The organism is Streptosporangium sp. G12 (assembly GCF_052983175.1).
Genome location: NZ_JBRIQO010000014.1, coordinates 183,255 through 206,376, shown reverse-complemented (window position 1 = coordinate 206,376; position 23,122 = coordinate 183,255). Strand labels below are relative to the sequence as shown.

At 68.4% G+C, this 23,122-nt stretch carries 20 protein-coding genes and 1 tRNA gene; 10 read left to right on the top strand and 11 right to left on the bottom strand.

Annotation, left to right across the window (positions count from 1 at the left end):
- Positions 1-309 precede the first annotated feature (309 nt).
- The 8 genes from ACVCAG_RS22450 to rpmH all read right to left on the bottom strand — a co-directional run bounded on the left by ACVCAG_RS22450 (position 310) and on the right by rpmH (position 5,912).
- Complete coding sequence (locus tag ACVCAG_RS22450; protein ID WP_440085417.1) at positions 310-1,284, bottom strand: ParB/RepB/Spo0J family partition protein; 975 nt, start codon at positions 1,282-1,284, stop codon at positions 310-312.
- 71 nt (positions 1,285-1,355) lie between these two features.
- Positions 1,356-2,123 (bottom strand): AAA family ATPase, encoded by a 768-nt coding sequence (locus tag ACVCAG_RS22445; RefSeq protein ID WP_440085416.1) that lies wholly within the window; start codon positions 2,121-2,123, stop codon positions 1,356-1,358.
- Between the two features lie 327 nt (positions 2,124-2,450).
- Entirely contained in the window at positions 2,451-3,146 is a 696-nt protein-coding gene (gene rsmG, locus ACVCAG_RS22440) for a 16S rRNA (guanine(527)-N(7))-methyltransferase RsmG (protein WP_440085415.1), read from the bottom strand.
- A gap of 375 nt (positions 3,147-3,521) precedes the next feature.
- On the bottom strand, positions 3,522-4,025 hold the full coding sequence (locus ACVCAG_RS22435) for a Jag family protein (protein ID WP_344744242.1): 504 nt from the start codon (positions 4,023-4,025) through the stop codon (positions 3,522-3,524).
- A gap of 35 nt (positions 4,026-4,060) precedes the next feature.
- On the bottom strand, positions 4,061-5,008 hold the full coding sequence (yidC, locus tag ACVCAG_RS22430) for a membrane protein insertase YidC (RefSeq protein WP_440085414.1): 948 nt from the start codon (positions 5,006-5,008) through the stop codon (positions 4,061-4,063).
- A 4-nt stretch (positions 5,009-5,012) separates the two neighbouring features.
- Positions 5,013-5,294, bottom strand: a complete 282-nt coding sequence (gene yidD, locus ACVCAG_RS22425) for a membrane protein insertion efficiency factor YidD (RefSeq protein ID WP_440085413.1) — start codon at positions 5,292-5,294, stop codon at positions 5,013-5,015.
- The gene (rnpA, locus tag ACVCAG_RS22420; RefSeq protein WP_440085412.1) at positions 5,291-5,665 is read right to left on the bottom strand and encodes a ribonuclease P protein component; all 375 of its coding nucleotides are present in this window, start codon (positions 5,663-5,665) and stop codon (positions 5,291-5,293) included. The genes yidD and rnpA overlap by 4 nt, the downstream gene beginning before the upstream one ends.
- A gap of 109 nt (positions 5,666-5,774) precedes the next feature.
- Positions 5,775-5,912, bottom strand: coding sequence for a 50S ribosomal protein L34 (gene rpmH, locus ACVCAG_RS22415; protein WP_329088117.1), 138 nt, complete (start codon positions 5,910-5,912; stop codon positions 5,775-5,777).
- A gap of 531 nt (positions 5,913-6,443) precedes the next feature.
- Here rpmH and dnaA point away from each other — a divergent pair.
- The 10 genes from dnaA to ACVCAG_RS22365 all read left to right on the top strand — a co-directional run bounded on the left by dnaA (position 6,444) and on the right by ACVCAG_RS22365 (position 19,636).
- Entirely contained in the window at positions 6,444-8,186 is a 1,743-nt protein-coding gene (gene dnaA / locus ACVCAG_RS22410) for a chromosomal replication initiator protein DnaA (protein WP_440085411.1), read from the top strand.
- 575 nt (positions 8,187-8,761) lie between these two features.
- On the top strand, positions 8,762-9,901 hold the full coding sequence (gene dnaN / locus ACVCAG_RS22405; RefSeq protein WP_440070683.1) for a DNA polymerase III subunit beta: 1,140 nt from the start codon (positions 8,762-8,764) through the stop codon (positions 9,899-9,901).
- Positions 9,902-9,939: 38 nt separating this feature from the next.
- Positions 9,940-10,770 (top strand): 3-keto-5-aminohexanoate cleavage protein, encoded by an 831-nt coding sequence (locus tag ACVCAG_RS22400; protein ID WP_440085410.1) that lies wholly within the window; start codon positions 9,940-9,942, stop codon positions 10,768-10,770.
- A 31-nt stretch (positions 10,771-10,801) separates the two neighbouring features.
- Positions 10,802-11,746 (top strand): phosphogluconate dehydrogenase (NAD(+)-dependent, decarboxylating), encoded by a 945-nt coding sequence (gene gnd / locus ACVCAG_RS22395; RefSeq protein ID WP_440085409.1) that lies wholly within the window; start codon positions 10,802-10,804, stop codon positions 11,744-11,746.
- A 103-nt stretch (positions 11,747-11,849) separates the two neighbouring features.
- Entirely contained in the window at positions 11,850-13,031 is a 1,182-nt protein-coding gene (recF, locus tag ACVCAG_RS22390; RefSeq protein ID WP_440085408.1) for a DNA replication/repair protein RecF, read from the top strand.
- The gene (locus ACVCAG_RS22385; RefSeq protein ID WP_440085407.1) at positions 13,021-13,713 is read left to right on the top strand and encodes a DUF721 domain-containing protein; all 693 of its coding nucleotides are present in this window, start codon (positions 13,021-13,023) and stop codon (positions 13,711-13,713) included. The genes recF and ACVCAG_RS22385 overlap by 11 nt, the downstream gene beginning before the upstream one ends.
- A gap of 319 nt (positions 13,714-14,032) precedes the next feature.
- Positions 14,033-15,964, top strand: a complete 1,932-nt coding sequence (gyrB, locus tag ACVCAG_RS22380) for a DNA topoisomerase (ATP-hydrolyzing) subunit B (RefSeq protein ID WP_447190245.1) — start codon at positions 14,033-14,035, stop codon at positions 15,962-15,964.
- A gap of 31 nt (positions 15,965-15,995) precedes the next feature.
- Positions 15,996-18,545, top strand: a complete 2,550-nt coding sequence (gene gyrA / locus ACVCAG_RS22375) for a DNA gyrase subunit A (RefSeq protein ID WP_440085405.1) — start codon at positions 15,996-15,998, stop codon at positions 18,543-18,545.
- A 182-nt stretch (positions 18,546-18,727) separates the two neighbouring features.
- A complete protein-coding gene (locus tag ACVCAG_RS22370; protein WP_440085404.1) occupies positions 18,728-19,408 on the top strand; it encodes a DUF3566 domain-containing protein in 681 nt (226 codons plus the stop codon).
- A 151-nt stretch (positions 19,409-19,559) separates the two neighbouring features.
- Positions 19,560-19,636 (top strand) — tRNA-Ile (locus tag ACVCAG_RS22365).
- A gap of 63 nt (positions 19,637-19,699) precedes the next feature.
- Here the strand turns inward: ACVCAG_RS22365 and ACVCAG_RS22360 are convergent.
- The 3 genes from ACVCAG_RS22360 to ACVCAG_RS22350 form a co-directional block, all read right to left on the bottom strand.
- Positions 19,700-20,731: a tyrosine-type recombinase/integrase gene (locus ACVCAG_RS22360; protein ID WP_447190230.1), complete on the bottom strand. Its 1,032-nt coding sequence runs from the start codon at positions 20,729-20,731 to the stop codon at positions 19,700-19,702.
- 305 nt (positions 20,732-21,036) lie between these two features.
- Positions 21,037-21,549 carry a hypothetical protein gene (locus ACVCAG_RS22355; protein ID WP_440085402.1) on the bottom strand — a complete coding sequence of 171 codons (513 nt, stop codon included), beginning with the start codon at positions 21,547-21,549 and terminating at the stop codon, positions 21,037-21,039.
- Between the two features lie 687 nt (positions 21,550-22,236).
- Positions 22,237-22,992 carry a nucleoside phosphorylase gene (locus ACVCAG_RS22350; RefSeq protein ID WP_440085401.1) on the bottom strand — a complete coding sequence of 252 codons (756 nt, stop codon included), beginning with the start codon at positions 22,990-22,992 and terminating at the stop codon, positions 22,237-22,239.
- Positions 22,993-23,122: the final 130 nt, after the last annotated feature.

Here is a 23,122-nt window from a genome sequence, read left to right as displayed (position 1 = left end):
GCCGAGGGAAGGCGGACCGGCGGAGCGGGGGGCGGAGAGTCGGTCGAACCAGCTGAACCAGAGGGGGAGCCGGGGAGAACGACCGAGCACGCGGGAGCGACCGGTACACGCGAGCCGGGGAGAACGCGAACGGCCTCCCTGTTTCACGTGAAACAGGGAGGCCGTTCGTCGTCGGGGAACCGTCCGGGAAGGTCGGCCGCCGGGGGTCATCCCGGAAGGCAGCCATCCCGGAAGGGGCCTCGGGAGAGATTCACCGCCCCGGCGAGTGCGCCACGGACTCGCCTTCCCGGGCTTCCGGAGCCGATTCGATCATCCTTCCATCGCCTGCAGCGAGCCCGGAGCCATCGTGCCGATGATGCGCTCCAGGTCGTCGATGGTCGCGAACTCCACCACGATGCGCCCCTTGCGACGACCGAAGTCGACCTTCACCCGGGTCTCGAAGCGGTCGGAGAGACGGTCGGCCAGATGCCGGAGGGCGGGCTCCTCTTCGGGTTTCGCCCGGGGAGCACGCGGAGCCGGTGCCGGGGCCGCCTTGGCGTCGCCCACGGCGACGATCTCCTCGACCGCACGGACCGAGAGCAGCTCGGCCACGATCCGGCGGGCGAGATGCTCCTGGGCCGCGGGATCGTCCAGCCGGAGCAGGGCTCGGGCGTGGCCCGCGCTGATCGTCCCGGCCGCGACGCTGAGCTGCACCCCGGGTGGCAGCTTCAGCAGGCGCAGCGTGTTGGTCACGTGCGAGCGGGAACGGCCGATCCGTGAGGCGAGCTGCTCGTGGGTCGCGCCGAAGTCGTCGAGCAACTGCTGGTAGGCCGCCGCCTCCTCCAGGGCGTTGAGCTGCTCGCGCTGGAGGTTCTCGATGAGCGCGTCGAGCAGGAGCTTGTCCTCCTGGGTGTTCCGCACGATCGCGGGGATCTCGGAGAGCCCGGCGAGCTTGGAGGCGCGCCAGCGGCGCTCGCCCATGACCAGCTCGTAACGCCCCTCACCCGTGGCCCGTACCACGACCGGCTGGAGCAGGCCGACCTCGCTGATCGAGGCGGCCAGATCCTGGAGGGCCTCCTCGTCGAAGACATCGCGGGGCTGGCGCGGGTTGGGCGCGATGTCGTCGACGGGGATCTCGAGGAAGTAGGCTCCCACGACCGGCTTGGGGCCCGGCTGCTCCGGCACCACCGGCTCGGGGGCGACCATGGTCACGGTCATCGACACGGGCGTCTCCGCGACGGCGGCCGGCCCCGTGGGGATGAGCGCCCCCAGTCCCCTGCCCAGCCCTCTCGGCTGCTTACTCACTGCCCCTCCCGAGACTCAAGGTGTCGCACTCCCTGACATACCCGTGGCCGCGGCCACGGGGCTCGCGGTGCTCATACGGCCGCACCGCGGTAAGCGATCTCGCGGGCGGCGTCCATGTAGGCCATCGCGCCACTGGAGCCCGGATCGTACGTCATGACCGACTGACCGTAGCTCGGAGCCTCGGAGACACGCACGCTTCGGGGGATCAGCGTGCTCAACACCGTCGCGCCGAAGTGGGAGCGAACCTCGTCGGCGACCTGGGAGGCGAGGCGGGTGCGCCCGTCGTACATCGTCATGAGGATGGTGGAGAGGTCGAGCGTGGGGTTCAGGTGGGCGCGGACCAGATCCACGTTCCTCAGCAGCTGGCCGAGGCCTTCCAGCGCGTAGTACTCGCACTGGATGGGGATCAGCAGCTCGTTCGCGGCCATCAGCGCGTTGACCGTCAGCAGGCCGAGCGAGGGAGGGCAGTCGATGAGGATGTAGTCGAACTCGACGGCGTCGTACGCGGCCAGCGCGCGCTGCAGGCGGGCCTCGCGGGCGACCATGGAGACCAGCTCGATCTCGGCACCGGCCAGGTCGATCGTGGCGGGAGCGCAGTAGAGGCCCGGCATGTCCGGGACCTCCTTCACGACCTCCGCGAGCGGCAGGTCCTCCACGAGCACCTTGTACATGTCCGGTACGTCACCGCGGTGCTCGACGGCCAGGGCCGTCGAGGCGTTTCCCTGGGGGTCGAGGTCGACCACGAGCACCCGCTGGCCGTGCATGGACAGCGCCGCCGCCAGGTTGACCGACGTGGTGGACGGTGAAGATCCGGGTCTTGGAAGGGCGGGGCCAGTCACCGTCCCGGACCCCGGTGGAACCTCCGGGGGCGGCGGCGGACTTCTGGGCCGATGTTTCACGTGAAACCACTGAGCTGAGTGCCTCTCGTACCAGCGGCGAGTCGCCGGGATTAAGGGGGGTCTGGGTCACGGTCGTCTTCCTTTCAACCGGCCTGACTACGGCACCGGGTGCCGCTGCCGGCCAGCCCAGACCGGAAAGGCGTCCATGGGGCAAAACGGCGGGAACCTCGGGCCAGCCGAGACCGCTCCTCGCGCTGGCGATCGCACTCGAACGGTCGTTCACTGGCCTCGTACTCGCTTTGCTCGATTTACCTGGTGACCTCGCGCTTACCTGCCTCGCGAGGCACGATCCTTCCGGCGGGAGGCCTTCCGTGCTCCTTCGGGAGCCCGACCGGCGACCACTCGGATGAGAGTTGCGGGCGGCTCGACCTTACCGTGCCCGACCGATGTAAGCTCAGCGGTTTGCACCCCACTCGCCCGCAATTGCGGCTCGGCGTCCGCCAACTCCTCGGCGGCACGCTCGCCCTTCATGGCCAGCAGCTCACCCCCCTCGCGCAGCAGGGGCAGCGCCCATTTCAGCAGGCGATCGAGCGGCGCCACCGCGCGGGCGGAGGCGACGTCGAACTCCCGCCTGCCCGCGAACTCCTCGGCCCGGCCGCGCAGTACCTCGACGTTGTCGAGTTTCAACGACTCCACGCACTCCTCCAGGAAGACCGTCCGGCGAAGGAGCGGCTCCAGGAGGGTGACGGTGATGTCGGGCCGTACGATCGCCAGGACCAGGCCCGGCAGGCCGGCACCGGAACCGATGTCGACCAGGCGCACATCGGCGGGCACGGCCTCGGCGATCACCGCGCAGTTGAGCAGGTGGCGGTCCCAGATGCGCGGCACCTCCCGCGGGCCGAGCAGCCCGCGCACCACCCCGGGACCGGCCAGCAGCTCCGCGAAGGCCTCCGCTCTGGCCCAGGCGTCGCCGGCGAACACCTCGCGCGCGACCTCGGGCGGTTCGGGGATCTGGTCACTCACTCGATGCTCACTCTTCCCTCGGAGATATCGGGGTCAGGCCGATCTCAAGGCTAACGGCCCGCTTCGGCGCCGTCGTACAGCACGGGGTGGCGACGCCGCAGCCGGCACGCGGGACACGATGCCGTGCGACGCGTGCGGACGGTATCGGACGGATCATGTGGTGAGAGTCACGGCCTTCCCGGCGCCGCAAAGCAGGATCCCGGGACACGGCGGGCAGAGGTCTCCGGGACGCGACGGCCGTACGGCGTCGGCAACGAAGCGAGCTACGAAAAGGCCTCACAAAGCGGGCCACGAGAGCGGTCCACGAAAAAGGCCGCCGTCCCCGGGGAACCGGGGGCGGCGGCCTCTGCCGGCCCACGCCATCACCAAGCGGCGCTAAACGGGAAGCACCACCACGAAACGGCGGGGTTCCTCGCCCTCGGACTCGCTCCGCAGGCCCGCCGCCGCGACGGCGTCATGCACGATCTTCCGCTCGAACGGGGTCATCGGCTGCAGCGACTTGGGCTCGCCGTTCCGTTTGACGTCCGCCGCGATTTTGGTGCCGAGTTCGCTCAGCTCGCTCCGGCGGCGGTCGCGGTAGCCGCCGATGTCGAGCATCAGGCGCGAGCGCTCACCCGTCTGGCGGTGGACCGCGAGGCGGGTCAGCTCCTGGATGGCCTCCAGCACCTCGCCGTTGGGGCCGACCAGGTCGCCGCCCTTGATGTCGACGACCGACACCACGGCGCGATCGCCTTCGACATCCATGTCGATGTCACCGTCGATGTCGGCGATGTCGAGCAGACCCTCGACGTAGTCCGCCGCGATCTCGCCTTCCTGCTCCAGGGCGGCGAGATCGGGAGCCGTCTTCGCGGGCTCCTTCTCGGCCTCGGCCTCGGTCACGTCCGGCCACTCCTTCGTGCTGTCGGGATGAGACGTCAGGACTTCTTGCTACCGGTCCGCTTGCTGCGGGGCTGGCGGGTGGGCTGCTGTCGGATCACCTTGGCCTCCGGCACGGGCGGCGCCTCAGGCTCGGGGGCGGTCTTCTTGACCTTGCTCAGCAGGCTCGGCTTGGGCTCGGGAGTCGTGACGTTGCCCTTGGCGTCGACCACCGGGGAGGGGTTACGGCTGTAGAACCAGTGCTGCTGGCCGAGGGTCCAGACGTTCGTGGTGACCCAGTAGAGGATCAGGCCGAGGGGGAAGTTCAGCGAGAAGATCGCGAACAGCGGCGAGACGTACATCAGGATCTTCTGCTGCTGCGCCATCGGGTTGTCCGGCATCTGGGCGATCGAGCGGGTCACGCTCTGCCGGACGGTGAGGAAGGTCGTCAGCGAGCTGACCGCCACGAAGATGGCCAGCACGACCTTGGTGACGATCGGGTCGGCGTCCAGCTTGAGGATGTCGGCCGAGCTCGTGAAGAACGTCGCGGGAATCGGGGCGCCGAAGATGTGCGCGGCCCGGGCGCTGTTGACGAGGTCCTGCGACATCCCGAACTTGGCCTGGCCCGCGGCCATGGCCTGCAGCACGGTGAACATCGAGATGAAGATCGGGAACTGCGCCAGGATCGGGAGGCAGCCACCCAGCGGGTTGGCCCCCTGCCCCTGGTACAGCGCCATGACCTCCTGGTTCATGCGCTGCTTGTCGTTCTTGTAGCGCTTACGGATCTCCTGGACCTTCGGCGCCAGCTCCTGCATCTTCTTCGACGAGCGCATCTGCTTGAGGAAGAGCGGGAAGATCAGCAGCCGCATCAGCACGGTGAGCGTGATGATGGTCAGCGCCCAGTTGAGCCCGTTGTCCTTCGGGATGAAGGTGCTGTAGCCCTGGTGAATCCAGGTGATTACATGGGCGACGGCTGTGTAAAGCCAGTTCAGCCAGGACAGCTCCACCGAGCTAGCTCCCTTGCGTTTCGTCGGACCGGCCCGGGCGCGAGGGCACCGGGTCAAAGCCTCCGGGATGGAATGGGTGGCAACGCCCGATTCTCCGGATCGTCAACCATGTGCCGCGCAGCGCGCCGTGAACGGCCACGGCCTCGAGGCCGTAGGCACTGCACGAGGGGTGGAAGCGGCAACGGGGACCCAGCAGAGGACTCACGAAGGCCCGGTAGAACCGGATCGGAGCCATCAGGATCCTGGCAGCCGGAGAAATTCCAGCGGTCTGCTGCGCCGTCATCATCGCCCATCCATGCGAGCCCCAGGGGGCTCCAGCCGCCTGAGTAAACGATCCAGCGCGACGTCGAGTTCGGCGGCGATGCGCTCGCTTCGCGCGGACGCGGCCGGTGGATTGGCGCGTACCACCAGCAGGCTACCTCTCGGAAGCCGGTCGAGACGGTCTCGCATGAGGTGTCTCAACTGACGTTTAACCCGATTTCTGATGACCGCGCCTCCTACGGCACGACTCACCACGAATCCGACCAGGGGGGGAGCATCCCTGTCAGAGCGCATGCCAAGGTGCGCGACCAGGGTGGGGCGGCCTGCTCGGCTTCCCCTTCTGATCGCGCCGGCGAACTCGTCGCCCCGGCGCATGCGGGACCCGGACGGCAGCACGAGAGATCTTGGTGACCCTGGGCAGGTACGCCCGTCGCCCGCCGGCAGCGATGCCGGCGGGCGACGGGCGCTACTGCCTAGGCCCGGCGAACCGGGCGCAACGGATGCGTCAGGCGGAGATCTCGGCGCGGCCCTTGCGACGGCGAGCGGCAAGGATGGCGCGGCCGGCGCGGGTGCGCATGCGGAGCCGGAAGCCGTGGGTCTTCGCACGACGGCGGTTGTTCGGCTGGAAAGTACGCTTGCTCACGAGTGGGCTCCAGGCTCAAGACGCATCCCCAGCACATGGGGACGCTCGACAGTGGCTGGCTTGCCGGATGCGGGGCATGCGAAATAGCCGCCGCGTGGCAAGCCGACCGTCGTACGTTACGGGTCAGGCGTGTCCCAGGTCAAACCGGAGAGTGTTCTGAAGCACGCACACACAGGTTATCCACGTTTCCACAGGCACGTTATCCACCGGCGCCTCGCCGTCCACAGGATGTGCGCTCCGTCCCTCCCGTACGCCACTAGGCTGTGGACAACGTCTTGTACACAGCTGTGGACAGGGCTACTGTCGGCCCTTCCAGACCCTCTCTCCGCTGCGAGGACGCGTCGGACCGCAGGTAACGGGCTGTGCACAGCCTGTGGATTCGATGTGGATTTCGTATGGCGCCCACGACGGGGCCACGGGACTCCCGGCATGTGGACAACGACGAGATCCGGTGCGCCCGGCGGCCACCATTGTGGATAAACAGATCGCGGTGGGCCAGCGGGGCCGCGTCGGGAGGAGGGGAGCCGGACCATGGACGGAACGGACCTCAGCGCGGTCTGGGCGAGGGCTCTTGAGAACTCCCTGAACGAGAACGTCCCGTCCCAGCAGCGGGTCTGGCTCAACATGACCCGGCCCTTCGGTCTCATGAACGACACCGTGGTGCTCGCCGCACCCACGGATTTCGCCAGAGATGTCCTGGAGAACAAGCTTCGTCCGCTCATCAGCCAGGCGCTCTCCCAGGAGTTCGGCCGCCCGATGCGGGTTGCGGTCATGGTCGACCCCAGCGCCGCGGGCCCCGAGTCCGGGCTCACCCCCCGCCAGGACGCTTATCCCCAGGCCCAGCCGCCGGGTTATGCACAGGCCGGCGGGGACCGGCAGGGTTATGCACAGCCCGCTCCGCCCCAGCACCACGGGGGTTCCGGGCTCCAGCACCCCTATCCGGGGGGCAACCAGCCCGCGCAGCCGTCCACCGACTATCCACAGGCACAGCCGTTCTCCTACCCGTACCAGCAGGGCGAGGAGTCTCCCCAGCCGTACCTGTCCGCGGAGCCCTCGCAGACGCCCGCGCAGGGAGAGCAGAGTCCCGGATACGGCCGCGGCTACACCCCGCAGCCGCCACCGCCGCGGTCCGAGCCCGACTCGTTCGACCGCGGCGCGCCCCCCGTGCCCGCCGCGGGCGGCGCCGGTGGCGTGCAGAACAGGTGGGACGGCCGCGGGAGCCGGACGCAGGGGGAGCCGGCCCGGCTGAACCCGAAGTACACCTTCGACACCTTCGTGATCGGCTCCAGCAACCGGTTCGCGCACGCGGCGGCGGTCGCGGTGGCCGAGGCCCCGGCCAAGGCGTACAACCCCCTGTTCATCTACGGTGACTCGGGCCTGGGCAAGACCCACCTGCTGCACGCGATCGGCCACTACGCCCAGAGCCTGTACGACGGCGCGCGGGTGAGATACGTGAGCTCGGAGGAGTTCACCAACGACTTCATCAACTCCATCCGCGACCACAAGGCCGACAACTTCCGGGGTCGCTACCGGGCCGTGGACATCCTGCTGGTGGACGACATCCAGTTCCTGGAGGGCAAGGAGCAGACGCAGGAGGAGTTCTTCCACACCTTCAACACGCTGCACAACTCCAACAAGCAGATCGTCATCTCCAGCGACCGGGCGCCGAAACAGCTGGTCACGCTGGAGGACCGGCTGCGCAACCGGTTCGAGTGGGGTCTGATCACCGACGTCCAGCCGCCCGAGCTGGAGACCCGGATCGCGATCCTGCGCAAGAAGGCGATCCAGGAGGGTTTGGCCGCGCCGCCCGAGGTGCTGGAGTACATCGCCAGCCGCATCTCGACCAACATCCGCGAGCTGGAGGGCGCCCTGATCAGGGTGACCGCGTTCGCGAGCCTGAACCGGCAGTCGGTGGACCTGCAGCTCACCGAGGTCGTGCTCAAGGACCTGATCACCGAGGACGCGGGATCGGAGATAACGGTCGCCACGATCATGGCGTCCACCGCCGCCTACTTCGGGCTGTCGATCGACGACCTGTGCGGCGGGTCGCGCTCACGGGTGCTGGTGACCGCCCGCCAGATCGCCATGTACCTGTGCCGGGAGCTGACCGACATGTCGCTGCCGAAGATCGGCCAGCAGTTCGGCGGCCGCGACCACACCACGGTCATGCACGCCGACCGGAAGATCCGCTCCCTGATGGCCGAGCGCCGTTCGATCTACAACCAGGTCAACGAGCTGACGACCCGGATCAAGCAGCAGTCCCGCAATGGATGATGAGGTTTTTCACCCCGTGATGCACAGGCTGTGGAAAACCTTGTGGATCAACGGTTCGTGGGGGCCGGGGAGGCTCCGGGGCGTCGAACCATGATCATCCGGAAACCCGCTGGTCCGAACGTTGTTCGGCGCATGTGGACAACCCTGGGGAGAACTTGGGGACAACCTGGGGACAACTCGTGGATAACCTGGGGACGTCCTGTGGGGAGAGTTTTCCACAAGGACAAAACGACCTCCTACCCCGTGGATAACCTGGGGAAACCTCGTGGAAAACTTGGGGACAGAGGGCACCGAATCTGGGGACGGCCTGTGTGTACTCCGAGGTTCTCCCCAGCCCCAAGAGTTGTCCACAGTCTCCACCCACAGCCCCGGTGGATGAAAAAACAGCACTTGACCTGCGGAAACAATGGCTTTCCACAGTATCCACAGCCCCTAATACGAAGGCCACTTGTATCTCTAACTAGGAAACCCAAGAGCCATAAGAGGGGTTCCGAGGGAGCGCAGGTGCGCGACAGTGAACACTTGAACCCCAGGCACCGAGCGGATGGCGCTCGACACACAGGAGGCGGATCCACGTGATGTTCCGGGTCGACCGAGACGTGCTCGCTGAGGCGGTCGCATGGACGGCGCGCAGCCTGCCGGCGCGTCCCTCCGTGCCGGTGCTGGCCGGCATGCGTCTTGAGGTCACGGAGAACGGGCAGCTCAAGCTCTCGGGCTTCGACTACGAGGTCTCCGCCGAGGTGACCCTCGAACTGCAGACGGGCGAGGCGGGCGTGGTGCTCGTCTCCGGCAGGCTCCTCGCCGAGATCACCAGGGCGCTCCCCGCGCAGCCTGTGGATTTCGTGGTGGAGGGAGCCAAGGCGGTCGTCACCTGTGGCAGCGCCCGGTTCACACTCCTGACCATGCCTGTGGAGGACTACCCCTCCCTGCCGACCATGCCCCCCGCCGCCGGCCGGGTGGGCAGCGACGTGTTCGCCTCGGCCGTCGGCCAGGTCGCGGTGGCCGCGGGCAAGGACGACACCCTGCCGATGCTCACCGGCGTTCGCGTGGAGATCGAGGGCGACACGGTCACGCTCGCGGCGACCGACCGCTACCGCCTCGCCGTACGGGAGCTGAAGTGGCAGCCGGGCCAGCCCGACTTCTCGGCGATCGCGATGATCCCGGGCAGGACTCTCGCCGACACGGCCAAGGCCCTGGGCGGGACCGGCGCCGAGGTCGAGATCGCGATGAGCTCCGCGGGCGGCACCGGCGAGGGCATGATCGGCTTCTCCAGCGCGGGGCGCCGCACCACCACCCGGCTGCTCGACCCCGAGTTCCCCAAGTACCGCTCGCTGCTGCCGACGGAGTTCTCCGCCCGCGCGGAGCTGCCGACGGCCGCCTTCGTCGAGGCCGTCAAGCGCGTGGCCCTGGTCGCCGAGCGCAACACGCCCGTACGGCTCGCCTTCCGCGGCGACGAGGTCGTCCTGGAGGCGGGCAGCGGCGACGAGGCGCAGGCGGTCGAGGTGCTCCCCGTCGACTTCGAGGGCGACGACATCAACATCGCCTTCAACCACCAGTTCCTGCTGGAGGGGCTCGGCGCGATCGACTCCGACGTGGCCCGCCTGCAGATGACCACGTCCACCAAGCCCGCCATCCTCACCGGCGGCAAGCCCGCGGACGACGGCGGTGTTCCCGACTACCGCTACCTGATCATGCCCATCCGCCTGTCCAGCTGATGGAGGCCCCGCGACGGCCCGGCGCGGGGGATCACCCGGTGAATCCCCCGACGGGTCCCGGAAGTGATCCCGCGCCGGGAACGGCGGCGGGCGCGGGCGCGGAGACGCGCGATGGGACGGCGGGGCGGCGGGAGGAGGCGACGTGGCTCAAGGCGTGCCTGAACGGCGCCAGGAGGCCCGGCGACCACCCGGCCCTCCCCCTGACCCCCCTGGAGCTCGCTGAGGCGGCCCGTGAGGCGCGTGGGGCGGGTGCGGACGCCGTCCACCTGCATCCGCGCGACGAGGCGGGCAGCGAGTCGCTCAGCGCCGCCCACATCGGGGCGGCCGTACGCGCCGTGCGCGAGGCCTGCCCCGGCCTCCCCGTGGGGGTGAGCACCGGGCTGTGGATAACCGGCGGGGATGTGGGCGCGCGGCGCGACGCCGTCCGCGGCTGGGCCGCGCTCGCCCCCGGCGAGCTGCCGGACTTCGCCTCGGTGAACCTCTCCGAACCCGGCTTCGACGCCCTGTGGCATGATCTGCGACGGCTCGGGGTGGGGGTGGAGGCCGGGGTCTGGTCGGTGGACGACGCCGACGCGCTCGCCGCGACCGGCCTGGACTGTGTGCGGGTGCTCGTCGAGATCCTCGGCGGCCCCGCGGAAACCGCCGTCTCCCGGGCACGCGCCGTTCTGGACCGCCTCGCCGAGCTGGGCGTCCCCGGTCCGCGACTGCTTCACGGTGAAGGGGACCCCGCCTGGATTCTCCTGGACGAGGCGGGGCAGTCTGGACTCGCCACGCGCATCGGCCTGGAGGACGTCCTCCACAGCCCTGTGGGTGACCCCGTCGGCGGGAACGCCGAGTTGGTAAGGCTTGCGCGGGCACGTCTGGCGTAGGTGAATGATGAAACCCTGAAGGGGGTCTCGTATGCAGATCGGCATGGTCGGGCTGGGCAAGATGGGCGGCAACATGGCTGAGCGCCTGCGCCGCGGCGGCCACGACGTCATCGGGTACGACCGCGATCCCGCGGTCAGCGACGTCTCCGGCCTCGAGGAGCTGGTGGAGCGGCTCCAGGCGCCGCGCACCGTGTGGGTCATGGTGCCCTCCGGCGACCCGACCCGGGCCACGGTCGAGGCGCTCGGCGGCCTGCTGTCGCCCGGCGACATCCTCGTCGACGGCGGCAACTCGCACTACGTCGACGACCGGAAGCACGGCGCCGAGCTCGCCGCCAAGGGTGTCGGCTTCGTCGACTGCGGCGTGAGCGGCGGTGTCTGGGGGCTGCAGAACGGCTACGCGCTCATGGTCGGCGGAGAGAAGGCCGACGTCGAGCGGGTGATGCCGATCTTCGAGACCCTCAAGCCCGAGGGCGAGGACGGTTTCGTGCACGCCGGCACGGTCGGCGCCGGCCACTTCGCCAAGATGGTCCACAACGGCATCGAGTACGGCATGATGCAGGCCTTCGCCGAGGGCTGGGAGCTGCTCGAGGCCTCCGACATCGTGACCGACGTGGCCGGCTCCTTCAAGAGCTGGCGGCAGGGCACGGTCATCCGCTCCTGGCTGCTCGACCTGATGGTCCGCGCGCTCGACGAGGACCCGTCCCTGGCGGAGCTGGAGGGCTACGCGCAGGACTCGGGCGAGGGCCGCTGGGCGGTGCAGGCCGCCGTCGAGCACGCGGTCCCGCTGCCGGTCATCACCGCCGCCCTGTACGCCAGGTTCGCCTCCCGCCAGGACGACTCGCCGGCCATGAAGGTCGTCGCGGCCCTGCGCAACCAGTTCGGCGGCCACGCGGTCACCTCCAAGGCGGGCGCGGCCGAGAAGGGCGCCGACTCTCCCGGCGCCGACGTCACCCCCCCGGTCGAGACGGCCGGCTGACCCGCCGTCCCCTCGCGGCTCGCGCCATACCTTTTCCACAGGGCGCGAGCCGTACGGACGCGGGGTGCCCCGGTGACGGGCGGGGCCGACTAATCTTCCTGGGGTGCATGTCGCCCATCTCTCCCTGACCGACTTCCGGTCCTACGAAACCGTCGACCTCGGCATGGAGCCGGGGGTCACGGCCTTCGTCGGGCCCAACGGCATGGGAAAGACCAACCTGGTCGAGGCGCTGGGATACGTGGCGACGCAGGCCAGCCACCGGGTCGCCAACGACGGGCCGCTGGTCCGGCAGGGCGCGGCGCGGGCGATCGTCCGCTCGTCGGTGGTGCGCGACGACCGGCGCGCGCTGATCGAGCTGGAGATCAACCCGGGCAGGGCCAACCGGGCCAGGCTGAACCGCTCGCCCGTCTCCCGCCCCCGCGACGTCGTCGGCCTGCTGCGCACGGTCCTGTTCGCCCCCGAGGACCTCGCGATGGTCAAGGGCGACCCCTCCGAGCGGCGCCGGTTCCTCGACGACCTCCTGGTGGCCAGGACGCCCAGGTTCGCGGGGGTGCGCGCCGACTACGACCGGGTGCTCAAGCAGCGCGGCGCCCTGCTGCGCACCGCCGCGCAGGCCCGGCGGGGCTCCGGACGGAGCCGGAGCGCGCGGCGGGCCGAGAGCGACGCCGCGTTCGCCGAGGCCGGGGCGGGAGACCCGCTCAGCACCCTGGAGGTCTGGGACGCCCACCTGGCGACGCACGGCGCCGAGCTGCTCGCGGCCAGGCTGGAGCTGGTCGAGACGCTGCGCCCGCTGGTCGCCGCCTCGTACGCCTCGCTCGCGCCCGACTCCGCCCCCGCGGGGCTGGAGTACCGCGGCACCCTGCCCCCGGACGCCGGGACCGATCGCGCCGAGCTGGCGGAGCGGCTGCGGGCCTGCCTGCTGGAGGTCCGCGCCACCGAGCTCGAACGCGGCGTCACCCTCGTCGGCCCGCACCGCGACGACCTGTTCCTCGGTCTGGGCGAGCTGCCGGCGCGCGGCTACGCCAGCCACGGCGAGTCGTGGTCGTTCGCGCTGGCGCTCAGGCTGGCCGCCTACGACCTGCTCAGGGCCGACGGCGGCGACCCGGTCCTGATCCTGGACGACGTCTTCGCCGAGCTGGACAACAGGCGCAGGCGCCGCCTGGCCGAGATGGTCGCCCCCGCGGAGCAGGTGCTGATCACCGCCGCGGTCCCCGACGACGTGCCGGGGGAGCTGGCCGGGAGCCGTTTCGACGTGACCGAGGGGGGCGTGGCCCGTGTCCGATGACGATGGAGAGGGTGCGGGCGGCCCGGTGCCAGGACCGCGGGCCCCGGAGCCGGGACGGCGCGGCGCCGCGCGAGGTGGTCAGGAGCGGGGCGGCGAGGGCCGGGAGGCCGCGCCGAGCGGGCCGTCCGGGGCGGCACCCGCGCCGGGCGGTACCGGCGGTACGGGGGTGGACGGAGTGGCCGCCGGATCGGCGAGGAGCGCGGCCGCCAAGGGGGCCGCGCTGGCCAGGGAGAAGCTGGCCCAGGCCAAGTCGGACGCCGCCAGACGGGGGCAGCTCCCCCGCCGCGAGCCGCGGCGCAGGGCGTCGGGGGCGCGCAGGGACTCCGGTGACCCCCAGCTCTTCGGCAGGGCCATCGCCGACCTGCTGTCCGACCGCGGCTGGGAGCAGCCCGCCGCGATCGGCGGGGTTTTCGGTCGCTGGCACGAGATCGTCGGTGCCGACATGGCGGCCCACACCAAGCCGGAGACCTTCGCCGAGGGCGAGGTCGTGGTGGTCGCCGACTCCACCGCCTGGGCCACCCAGGTGCGTTTGCTGGCGAGGACGCTCGTCAGGCGATTGAATGAGGAACTCGGGGACGGAACAGTGCAAAAGGTAAAAGTTCGTGGGCCGCAGAACGGTCCCCGCTCCAGCGGCGGCCTGCGCGTCACCGGAAGTCGCGGCCCGGGCGACACGTACGGCTGATCCGAAGCCCGAAAACGGATCAGTGGCCCTTCTGGCGCGGCGGACCCCGTCCCCGTAGGGGGATGTTCAAGGCGATGATCGTCGCGCGACAGGCCATTCCAGAGGCCGTCAATGCCACATGATGTGCTCTGAGCCGCTAGAATGAAATCGAATTCCGGACACGTCCGTTTGCGTGTCACCCCCGGCGCGCATGCCGGTTCCCCTGGGTGAACGCATCGGGGCATTCACGACGGTGACGGGCACGGCGGGGCTACATGTTGTCTCCCTGCCGCGTGTCCGCGGCAGGAGGATTTCGCACTTGTCCTACGACGCTAGCTCAATCACCGTTCTCGAAGGGCTCGAGGCGGTCCGTAAGCGCCCCGGCATGTACATCGGCTCCACCGGCGAGCGCGGTCTGCACCACCTCGTCTACGAGGTCGTGGACAACTCCGTCGACGAGGCGCTGGCGGGACACGCCGACCGGATCGAGGTCACCCTGCTCGCCGACAACGGCGTGCGGGTCGTCGACAACGGCCGTGGCATCCCCGTCGGGAACGTCCCCGGCGAGAACCGTCCCGCGGTCGAGGTCGTCCTGACCGTGCTGCACGCGGGCGGCAAGTTCGACGACAAGTCGTACGCGGTCTCCGGCGGCCTGCACGGCGTGGGCGTCTCCGTCGTCAACGCGCTGTCCAGCAAGCTCGACGTGGAGATCCGCACCGAGGGACACCACTGGCGCCAGAGTTACGTCGAGTCCAGGCCCACCGCCCCGCTGGCCAAGGGCGAGAAGACCGACGAGACCGGCACCTCGATCACCTTCTGGGCCGACGAGACCATCTTCGAGACCACGACCTGGCACTTCGAGACCCTCGCGCGCCGCTTCCAGGAGATGGCCTTCCTCAACAAGGGCCTGACGATCTCCATCAGGGACGAGCGCCCCGACTTCGCCGAGGGCGACGAGGGCGAGCCCAGGGAGGCCACCTTCCACTACGAGGGCGGCCTGTCCGACTTCGTCAAGCACCTCAACTCCAAGAAGGAGCCGGCCCACCTCTCGGTGATCGACTTCGAGGAGCAGGGCGAGGGCATCGCCGTCGAGATCGCGATGCAGTGGAACAACTCCTACAGCGAGTCCGTCTACACCTTCGCCAACACGATCAACACGGCCGAGGGCGGCACCCACGAGGAGGGCTTCCGCGCGGCGCTGACGTCCATCGTCAACCGCTACGCGCGCGAGCAGAAGTTCCTCAAGGAGGGCAAGGACGACAACCTCGCCGGAGAGGACATCCGCGAGGGCCTCACCGCGATCATCTCGGTGAAGCTGACCGACCCGCAGTTCGAGGGCCAGACCAAGACCAAGCTGGGCAACACCGAGGCCAAGTCGTTCGTCCAGAAGGCCTGCAACGACCACCTGCGCGACTGGTTCGAGCGCAACCCCGGCGAGGCCAAGGACATCATCACGAAGTCCCTGCAGGCCTCCCGCGCCCGCCTCGCGGCCCGCCAGGCCCGCGACCTGACCCGGCGCAAGTCGCTGCTGGAGTCGGGCTCGGGGCTACCGGGCAAGCTGGCCGACTGCCAGTGGAGCGACCCGGAGAAGTGCGAGCTGTACATCGTCGAGGGTGACTCGGCGGGCGGCTCCGCCAAGGGCGGCCGCGACTCCAAGTTCCAGGCGATCCTCCCGATCCGAGGCAAGATCCTCAACGTCGAGAAGGCCCGGATCGACAAGGTCCTGCAGAACAACGAGGTCCAGGCGCTGATCACCGCCATGGGCACGGGCGTGCACGACGAGTTCGACATCGCCAAGCTCCGCTACCACAAGCTCATCCTGATGGCGGACGCCGACGTCGACGGCCAGCACATCACCACGCTGCTGCTGACCCTGCTGTTCCGTTTCATGCGTCCCCTGATCGAGGCCGGGCACGTCTACCTCTCCCAGCCGCCCCTGTACAAGATCAAGTGGGACCGGAAGGGCGAGGACGCCTCCTACGCCTACTCCGACCGCGAGCGTGACGTGGTCATCCAGGCCGGCATCGACGCGGGCAAGCCCGACCCCCGGCCGCGCGACAACGTGCAGCGCTTCAAGGGACTGGGCGAGATGAACGCCAACCAGCTCTGGGACACGACCATGAACCCCGACACCCGCCTTCTCCTCCAGGTCACCCTCGACGACGCGGCCCAGGCCGACGAGCTGTTCAGCGTGCTCATGGGTGAGGACGTCGAAGCCCGCCGTTCCTTCATCATCAGGAACGCCAGGGACGTCCGTTTCCTCGACGTGTAGCGGTAGCCGTACCAGAAAAGGATCTTGACCTGTGACGGAAGTCAACACTCCGCCCGGCCCTCCGACCGACCGCGTCGAGCCGGTCGACATCCAGTCCGAGATGCAGCGCAGCTACATGGACTACGCGATGTCGGTCATCGTCTCGCGCGCGCTGCCGGACGTCCGTGACGGCCTCAAGCCGGTGCACCGCCGCGTGCTGTACGCCATGTACGACGGCGGCTACCGGCCCGACCGCGGCTACTTCAAGTGCTCCCGCGTCGTCGGCGACGTCATGGGCTCCTACCACCCGCACGGCGACACGTCGATCTACGCCACCGTGGTGCGGATGGCCCAGCCCTGGTCGCTGCGCTACACGCTGGTCGACGGGCAGGGCAACTTCGGCTCGCCGGGCAACGACCCGCCGGCGGCGATGCGCTACACCGAGTGCAAGCTCGCGCCCATCGCGATGGAGATGCTGCGCGACATCGACAAGGACACCGTCGATCTCGTCCCCAACTACGACGGGCGCTCCCAGGAGCCCCTCGTCCTGCCCTCGCGCTTCCCCAACCTGCTGGTCAACGGGGCGGCGGGCATCGCGGTCGGCATGGCCACCAACATCCCGCCGCACAACCTGCGGGAGGTGGCCGGCGGCATCGCCTGGTGCCTGCAGAACCCCGACGCCGACGACGAGGAGCTCCTCGAGGCGCTGATCTCCCGGATCAAGGGGCCCGACTTCCCCACCGGCGCGCTGATCGTCGGCCGCCGCGGCATCGACGACGCGTACCGCACCGGGCGCGGCTCGATCACCATGCGGGCGATCGTCGAGGTCGAGGAGGACGCCAAGGGCCGCCAGTGCCTGGTCGTCACCGAGCTCCCGTACCAGGTCAACCCGGACAACCTCGCGCTGACCATCGCCGAGGCGGTCAAGGACGGCAGGATCAGCGGCATCGCCGACGTCCGCGACGAGAGCTCCTCGCGCGTCGGCCAGCGCCTGGTGATCGTGCTCAAGCGCGACGCGGTCGCCAAGGTCGTGCTGAACAACCTCTTCAAGCACACCCAGCTGCAGACCACCTTCGGCGCCAACATGCTGGCCCTGGTCGACGGCGTGCCGAGGACGCTCAGGCTCGACCAGTTCGTCCGCCACTACGTGGCGCACCAGATCGAGGTCGTGGTCCGCAGGACCCGATACCTGCTGCGCAAGGCCGAGGAGCGGGCGCACATCCTGCGCGCGCTGCTCAAGGCCCTGGAGCGGATGGACGAGGTCATCGCCCTGATCCGCCAGTCGCCCTCGGCGTCCGCGGCGCAGGGCGGCCTGATGACGCTGCTGGAGATCGACGAGATCCAGGCGCAGGCCATCCTCGACATGCAGCTGCGCAAGCTGGCCGCCCTGGAGCGCCAGCAGATCACCGACGAGCACGACTCGCTGATGGCGCAGATCACCGAGTACCAGACGATCCTCGCCTCGCCCGAGCGGCAGCGCACGATCGTCCAGGACGAGCTCTCCGAGCTCACCGCGCGCTACGGCGACGAGCGCAAGACCGAGATCATCGCCTACGAGGGCGACATGTCGATCGAGGACCTCCTCGCCGAGGAGGACATGGTCGTCACGATCACCCGCGGCGGCTACGCCAAGCGAACCAACACGGATCTTTACCGGGCGCAGAAGCGCGGCGGCAAGGGCGTGCGGGGCGCGCAGCTGCGCCAGGACGACATCGTCGACCACTTCTTCGTCACCACGACGCACCACTGGCTGCTGTTCTTCACGAACAAGGGCCGCGTCTACCGGGTCAAGGCGTACGAGCTGCCCGACTCCGGCCGCGACGCGCGCGGGCAGCACCTGGCGAACCTGCTGGCCATGCAGCCGGACGAGGTCGTGATGGAGGTCCTCGACCTGCGCGACTACGAGGTCGCCCCGTACCTCGTGCTGGCCACCCGCAGCGGCCTGGTGAAGAAGACGCGCCTTTCCGAGTACGACTCGCCGCGCACGGGTGGTCTCATCGCGATCAATTTGCGAGAAGATGACGAGGTGATCGCCGCCAGGCTGGTGTCGGAGGACGACGACCTCCTCCTCGTCTCGCGTGGCGCCCAGTCCATCCGCTTCACGGCCTCCGACGAGGCCATGCGTCCGATGGGCAGGGCGACCAGCGGTGTGATCGGCATGCGTTTCCTCGACGGTGACGAGCTCCTGGCGATGAACCGGATCGCCGACGGCGACAACGTGCTCATCGCGACCGAGGGTGGATACGCCAAGCGCACTCCCGTGGATCAGTACCCTCTTCAGGGAAGGGGCGGAAAGGGAGTCCTGACCGCCAAGATCGTCAGCGCTCGTGGCAAGCTGGTTGGCGCGGTCATGGTCAGACCCGAGGACGAGGTTTTCGCGATCACGTCCGCCGGAGGGGTTATCCGGACGAGTGCCGGGGAGATCAAGCAGTCTGGCCGCCAGACGATGGGGGTTCGGCTGATGAATCTGGCGGAGGGGGACAGCGTCGTGGCGCTGGCCCGTAATGCGGAGGCGCTGGAGGCCGGGGAGAACCTGGCGACCGAGGAAGATGCCGAGTCGCAGGTGGAGACCGGCGAGAACGGGGAAGGGGAGAATCCGTGAGTGCTCAGGGCAAACCGAGATCGCGCCCCGCCACCTCGTCGACACGCGATCAGGCGACGGAGAAGATGGACAAGACCGCTGGAACGAAGGACGTCGAGGCGGCCTCGTCACCGGTTAACGGTAGCGCGCCCGCGCCGGAAACCGATGAATCGGTATCCGACGATCGCAAGGGCAGGAAAAAAGTGACGACAGAGGACGGCAAGCAGGCCGACACCACGGTGCGGATCCGTCCAAGCGGATCCCCACCACCCTCGGCGCCATCGCTGCAGTCGCCCACGCCGCCTCCGCCGCAGAATTCACCTCCGCAGGGAGGGCAGCAGGGTCGTTCCCCTGTCGCCCCGCCCGCGCCGCCGCCCGGGGGACAGCAGGGCCGTTCCCCGGCCGGACAGCAGAACAACCGCGCCCCGTGGTCGCCCGGCAGCCTGTCGTCGCCCCAGGCCCCTGAGGCGTCCGGCAAGAAGGCCCCGGAAGTCGGCGGCCCCAGGTCGCCCCGCAAGGCGCATCTGGTGCTGCGCAGGGTCGAGCCGTGGTCGGCGATGAAGTTCAGCTTCGTCGTGTCGCTGGTCTGCTTCGTGGTGCTGTTCATCGCGGTCGCGGTGCTCTACATGGTGCTGTCCGGCCTCGGGGTCTTCGAGAACATCATCCAGACGGTCACCCAGCTGACGACGGCCGACGGCAAGGCCACCAGCGGCGTCGACATCGCCTCCTGGTTCGAGCCGGTCCGCATCCTCGGCTACACCGCCCTGATCGGCGCGGTGAACGTCGTGCTGATCACCGCCCTCGCCACCCTCGGTGCGGTGATCTACAACGTCGCCTCCGACCTGGTCGGCGGCGTGGAGGTCACCTTCAGCGAGGCCGAGTAGCCGGCCCGTCGCGTGTTCCCGCCATGTTCCCGCCCGTTCGCGGCCGGGGACATGGCGCGAGCAGGCACCGAAACAGGGTAAGCTTTTCCCTGTTCGAGCGAACGGGTTCGCCTCCACCAAACGGATGCGAGACCGTTCGTCTGTGTGATGAGGGGCTATAGCTCAGACGGTTAGAGCGCTTCCCTGATAAGGAAGAGGTCCCAGGTTCAAGTCCTGGTAGCCCCACCAGCGAAAACGCCCCGAAGCGATCATGCTCCGGGGCGTTTTGCTGCAACGGGTACTGCAACGGCCTCATTCGAACAGTTCGTTGACTTTCTTGATGGCGTCTTGGCGGCTCTCGCCGTCCCCATGTGTGTAGATCTCCATCGTGACCGAAATACGGCTGTGCCCGAGAATCTCCATCGCGTCACGCGGCGCGACACCTAGTTTCTTGAGCAGCGACGCGGCCGTGTGCCGCAGGTCGTGAACCCGGGTCAGCCGCAGCTTGTTCGCCTCCACGATCCGGGCGAAGGACCGGGCGAGATTGCGCGGCTCGATCGGCCGGCCCGACTTGGTTGTGAACACAAGCCCGGTGTCCACCCAGTCCTCGCCCGCTTCCTCCTGGCGGATCTTCCGCCCGCCCCGCTGGATCTCCAAGGCTTCACGGACGACACCGAGGAGAGGCAGCGAGCGGTTTCCTGCCCTGGTCTTCACCGGCCCATGGTGCAGCTCCTTACCGACACGGACGAGTTGGCGGCGGATGTTGACGTGTCCCTCGTCGAAGTCCACATCTACCCAGCGAAGCCCCAGGACTTCACCCCGGCGCAGGCCGTACAGCAGCAGAAGCACGAAGGCCGGATACAGCGGATCGAAGCGCGCGACCCGAAGGAAGGCCCTTGCCTCGTCGGCTGTCCAGGGCTGATTACGCTGGGAGTCGATTGCCGGAAGAGTCGCCAGACGTGCGACATTGCGGGAGATGATCTCTTCCCGCATCGCCTGAGTCAGGGCCGCGCTGAGGACGTTCCGCATCACATGGACGGTCCCGATCGCATGCTCCTCCCCATTGATCTTGCCGTTGAGGAACGTCTGGACTTCCGCGACGGTCAGCCTGTCGAGCTTCTTCCGGCCGAGCCCCGGCTTGAGGTAGAGACGGACGATCGTCTCGTACTTGGCGTAAGTGGTCTTGCGGATCGAGTGACGGGCAACGTCGTTGAGCCAGTAGTCAAGGCGGCGGCGCGCCGCGCCGCCGCACGGCCCGCCGCCCGAACGCCGCCCGAGCGTGCGGCGTGGGCGCCGGTCTCGGACGGCGGCGGAACCACGGGCCGCCCGCCGCACTACCCGCACGCCGCACTCGACTCTCAGCCGCCGCACCGGGGCCGCACCGCCGCCCCTCACAGACATCCGATGGCCGTAAGGCGTCAAGCTGCGGCCGTGAGTCGGACTCCGAAGACTGCTGATTCGTCGTAGAGCTCGCCGTTTTGAAGGCAGCGGAACGGACAACCAAGCATGCGGTTGAAAGTATGGCGAAGGGCGCTGGTATACCTGTCTCCGACTTTGCGACGATGCTCTCCCTAAGCCTTCAGCAGGGGCTGATGACTGTTCACCCCCGGGCCACAGCCCGTATTCCCCATCAGCTCTGAGCTGCGGTTTCAGAAACGGGACCACTCTCTGTCGGGTACGTAGTCCCACGTGACCTCTGCCCGTTCTTGGAGGAAGACCGGCCGGCTGAGAACGACATCGCCCGCCCGCTGGGCGCGGATAATTAACCCGAGGTCCGCCAACTCCGGATCTGCCGCGTGTGTGTAACGCATCTCCAGCCCGTGCCTTTTCGCGTAATCCCACGCCCACTGCTCCACCTCAGAGGGCACACGTCCGACCAGCGCCGCGTCGGCCAGCGTGACCTGTGGGCCGTTGTGCGCGTCGATCGCAACGCAGTACAGCAGCCCGTCCGCGTAGTAGGTTGTCACGCCTATGTAAGTGAACGGAATCTCAGAGGACGCTCGCAGGCTCGGAAAGACGTCGGAGACGCCTGGTCGGTCTGGGTCCAGCGCCTCGACCACCTCGTCGCAACTCATCCCAAACCGGAGCGGTCCCACGCTGGCCAACGGGATGAAGTTCCAGTGATCACGCTCCTCGTCGCTTTTAACGTCCCAAACGCCCATGACCCGACGCCCCCTAACCCCTTATCCGCCTTGCTGTCGGCAGGCAGATTATCCGGTGACAGCGACCACTTAGGGAGCTGCCGGAATCGTTCGCCTCTGGCAAAGGGCTCCGCCGCCCACGGCCTTAGCGCCGACGCCGGTTGCGCCCTTCGTAGGGGCGATGAAGACCCAGAGTAAAGCCACACCTCAAGGGTCTTCTCATGGAGGCGATCCGGCGGGATTTTGCACTGAACCTTCGGTAGTGCAGAAAACCCTGGGGGTCTGCTGCAAATCCATCCGGTCACCCATCATGCCATCGACCCCGGCAGTGCCATCGAACCCAAAACCCGGTAGTGGACCAGTGCGGCCCTGGCGATCGCCCGAGGATGGCTGATCTTTGTGCGTGGCTGGGGACGATCGACGGTCTAGGGCTTCGTGCCTCAGCCCCAGTCCACCGAGTAACGGAGCTGAGGACTGTGCCCGGCGTGCCCGTCACGTGCCCGTAAGGAGGGGAAGCGGCGGGGAGCCGAGGGGAAGCCGATACCGCCTTTGAGATGCGTCGAGGCAGGACAAGCGATCATGCGCCGCAGTCTTCCAAACTGGTGGTCAGGGGTTCATTTCCCTTCTACGTGCACCTACGGCATTTCGCTGGCTCTGGTCGCGGGATTGACTGGAACTCCTGCTCATTAGGCGAACGTCCGTGGTCGGTTAGAGCTTTGCGGCTGTCTCGATGGCGAGTTGGAGAAGTTCGGCACGCACGTTGGCCATGGTCCATCCGCGGTGGTCCCAGGCTTCACCGCTGAGGTCGTCTCCGGCGTAGAGGTATTGAACGAAACGCACATCCCGGAACTGGGCGACGGCTAGGAAAGCTGCGGTCTCCATCTCGACGGTGACGCAGCCTTCGTCTCGCCGGGCGTGAACCCGGGCCGAAGTTTCCCTGAAGGGAGCATCCGTGGTCCAGGTCGTGCCGGTAGTGCACGGGATTCCGCGTTCAGCGAGGGTAGCCACGGCCGTGTCCACCATTGACGGGTCGGCCCGAATGACCCGCGCGGGTGGAGCGTAGTGATAGGAGGTGCCTTCATCTCGCACGGCGGCTTCTGGGACAACGATATGACCGAGGGCGAGGCCTGGCTGGATGGCCCCCGCACCGCCACAGGCGACGAAGGATCGGCCGCCGGCAGCGATCGCTTTCTCGAAGTGCTGAACAGCCAACGGTGCACCAACGCCTGGGTGAAAGACGGCTACAGGGATCTCATCGTGGATCAATTGATAGATCTCGTGGCCCCCGAGCTCGCGGGAGAATTCACCGATGTGTCGCCCTCCGTGGGTGTCTACCAGGCCAGCGACCACCTCGGGGAAAAAGCACATCACGACCCGCTCCGGCAGTGGTTCGGTCAACGCTGGAGGAGTCGGGGTGATCAGAGCGTTGCTGCTGGGGTCGAACTCCATCAGCGGAAGATCCACGTCGCAATCCTTCCTCATGGCTACGGGAGTGCGCCAGGCTATACATGACGCAGATCCGATAGGACATGGATCAGGGAGATGGGGCAGTACTGCAACGAGTACTGCAACAGCCCCTCACAACGGCTCACGA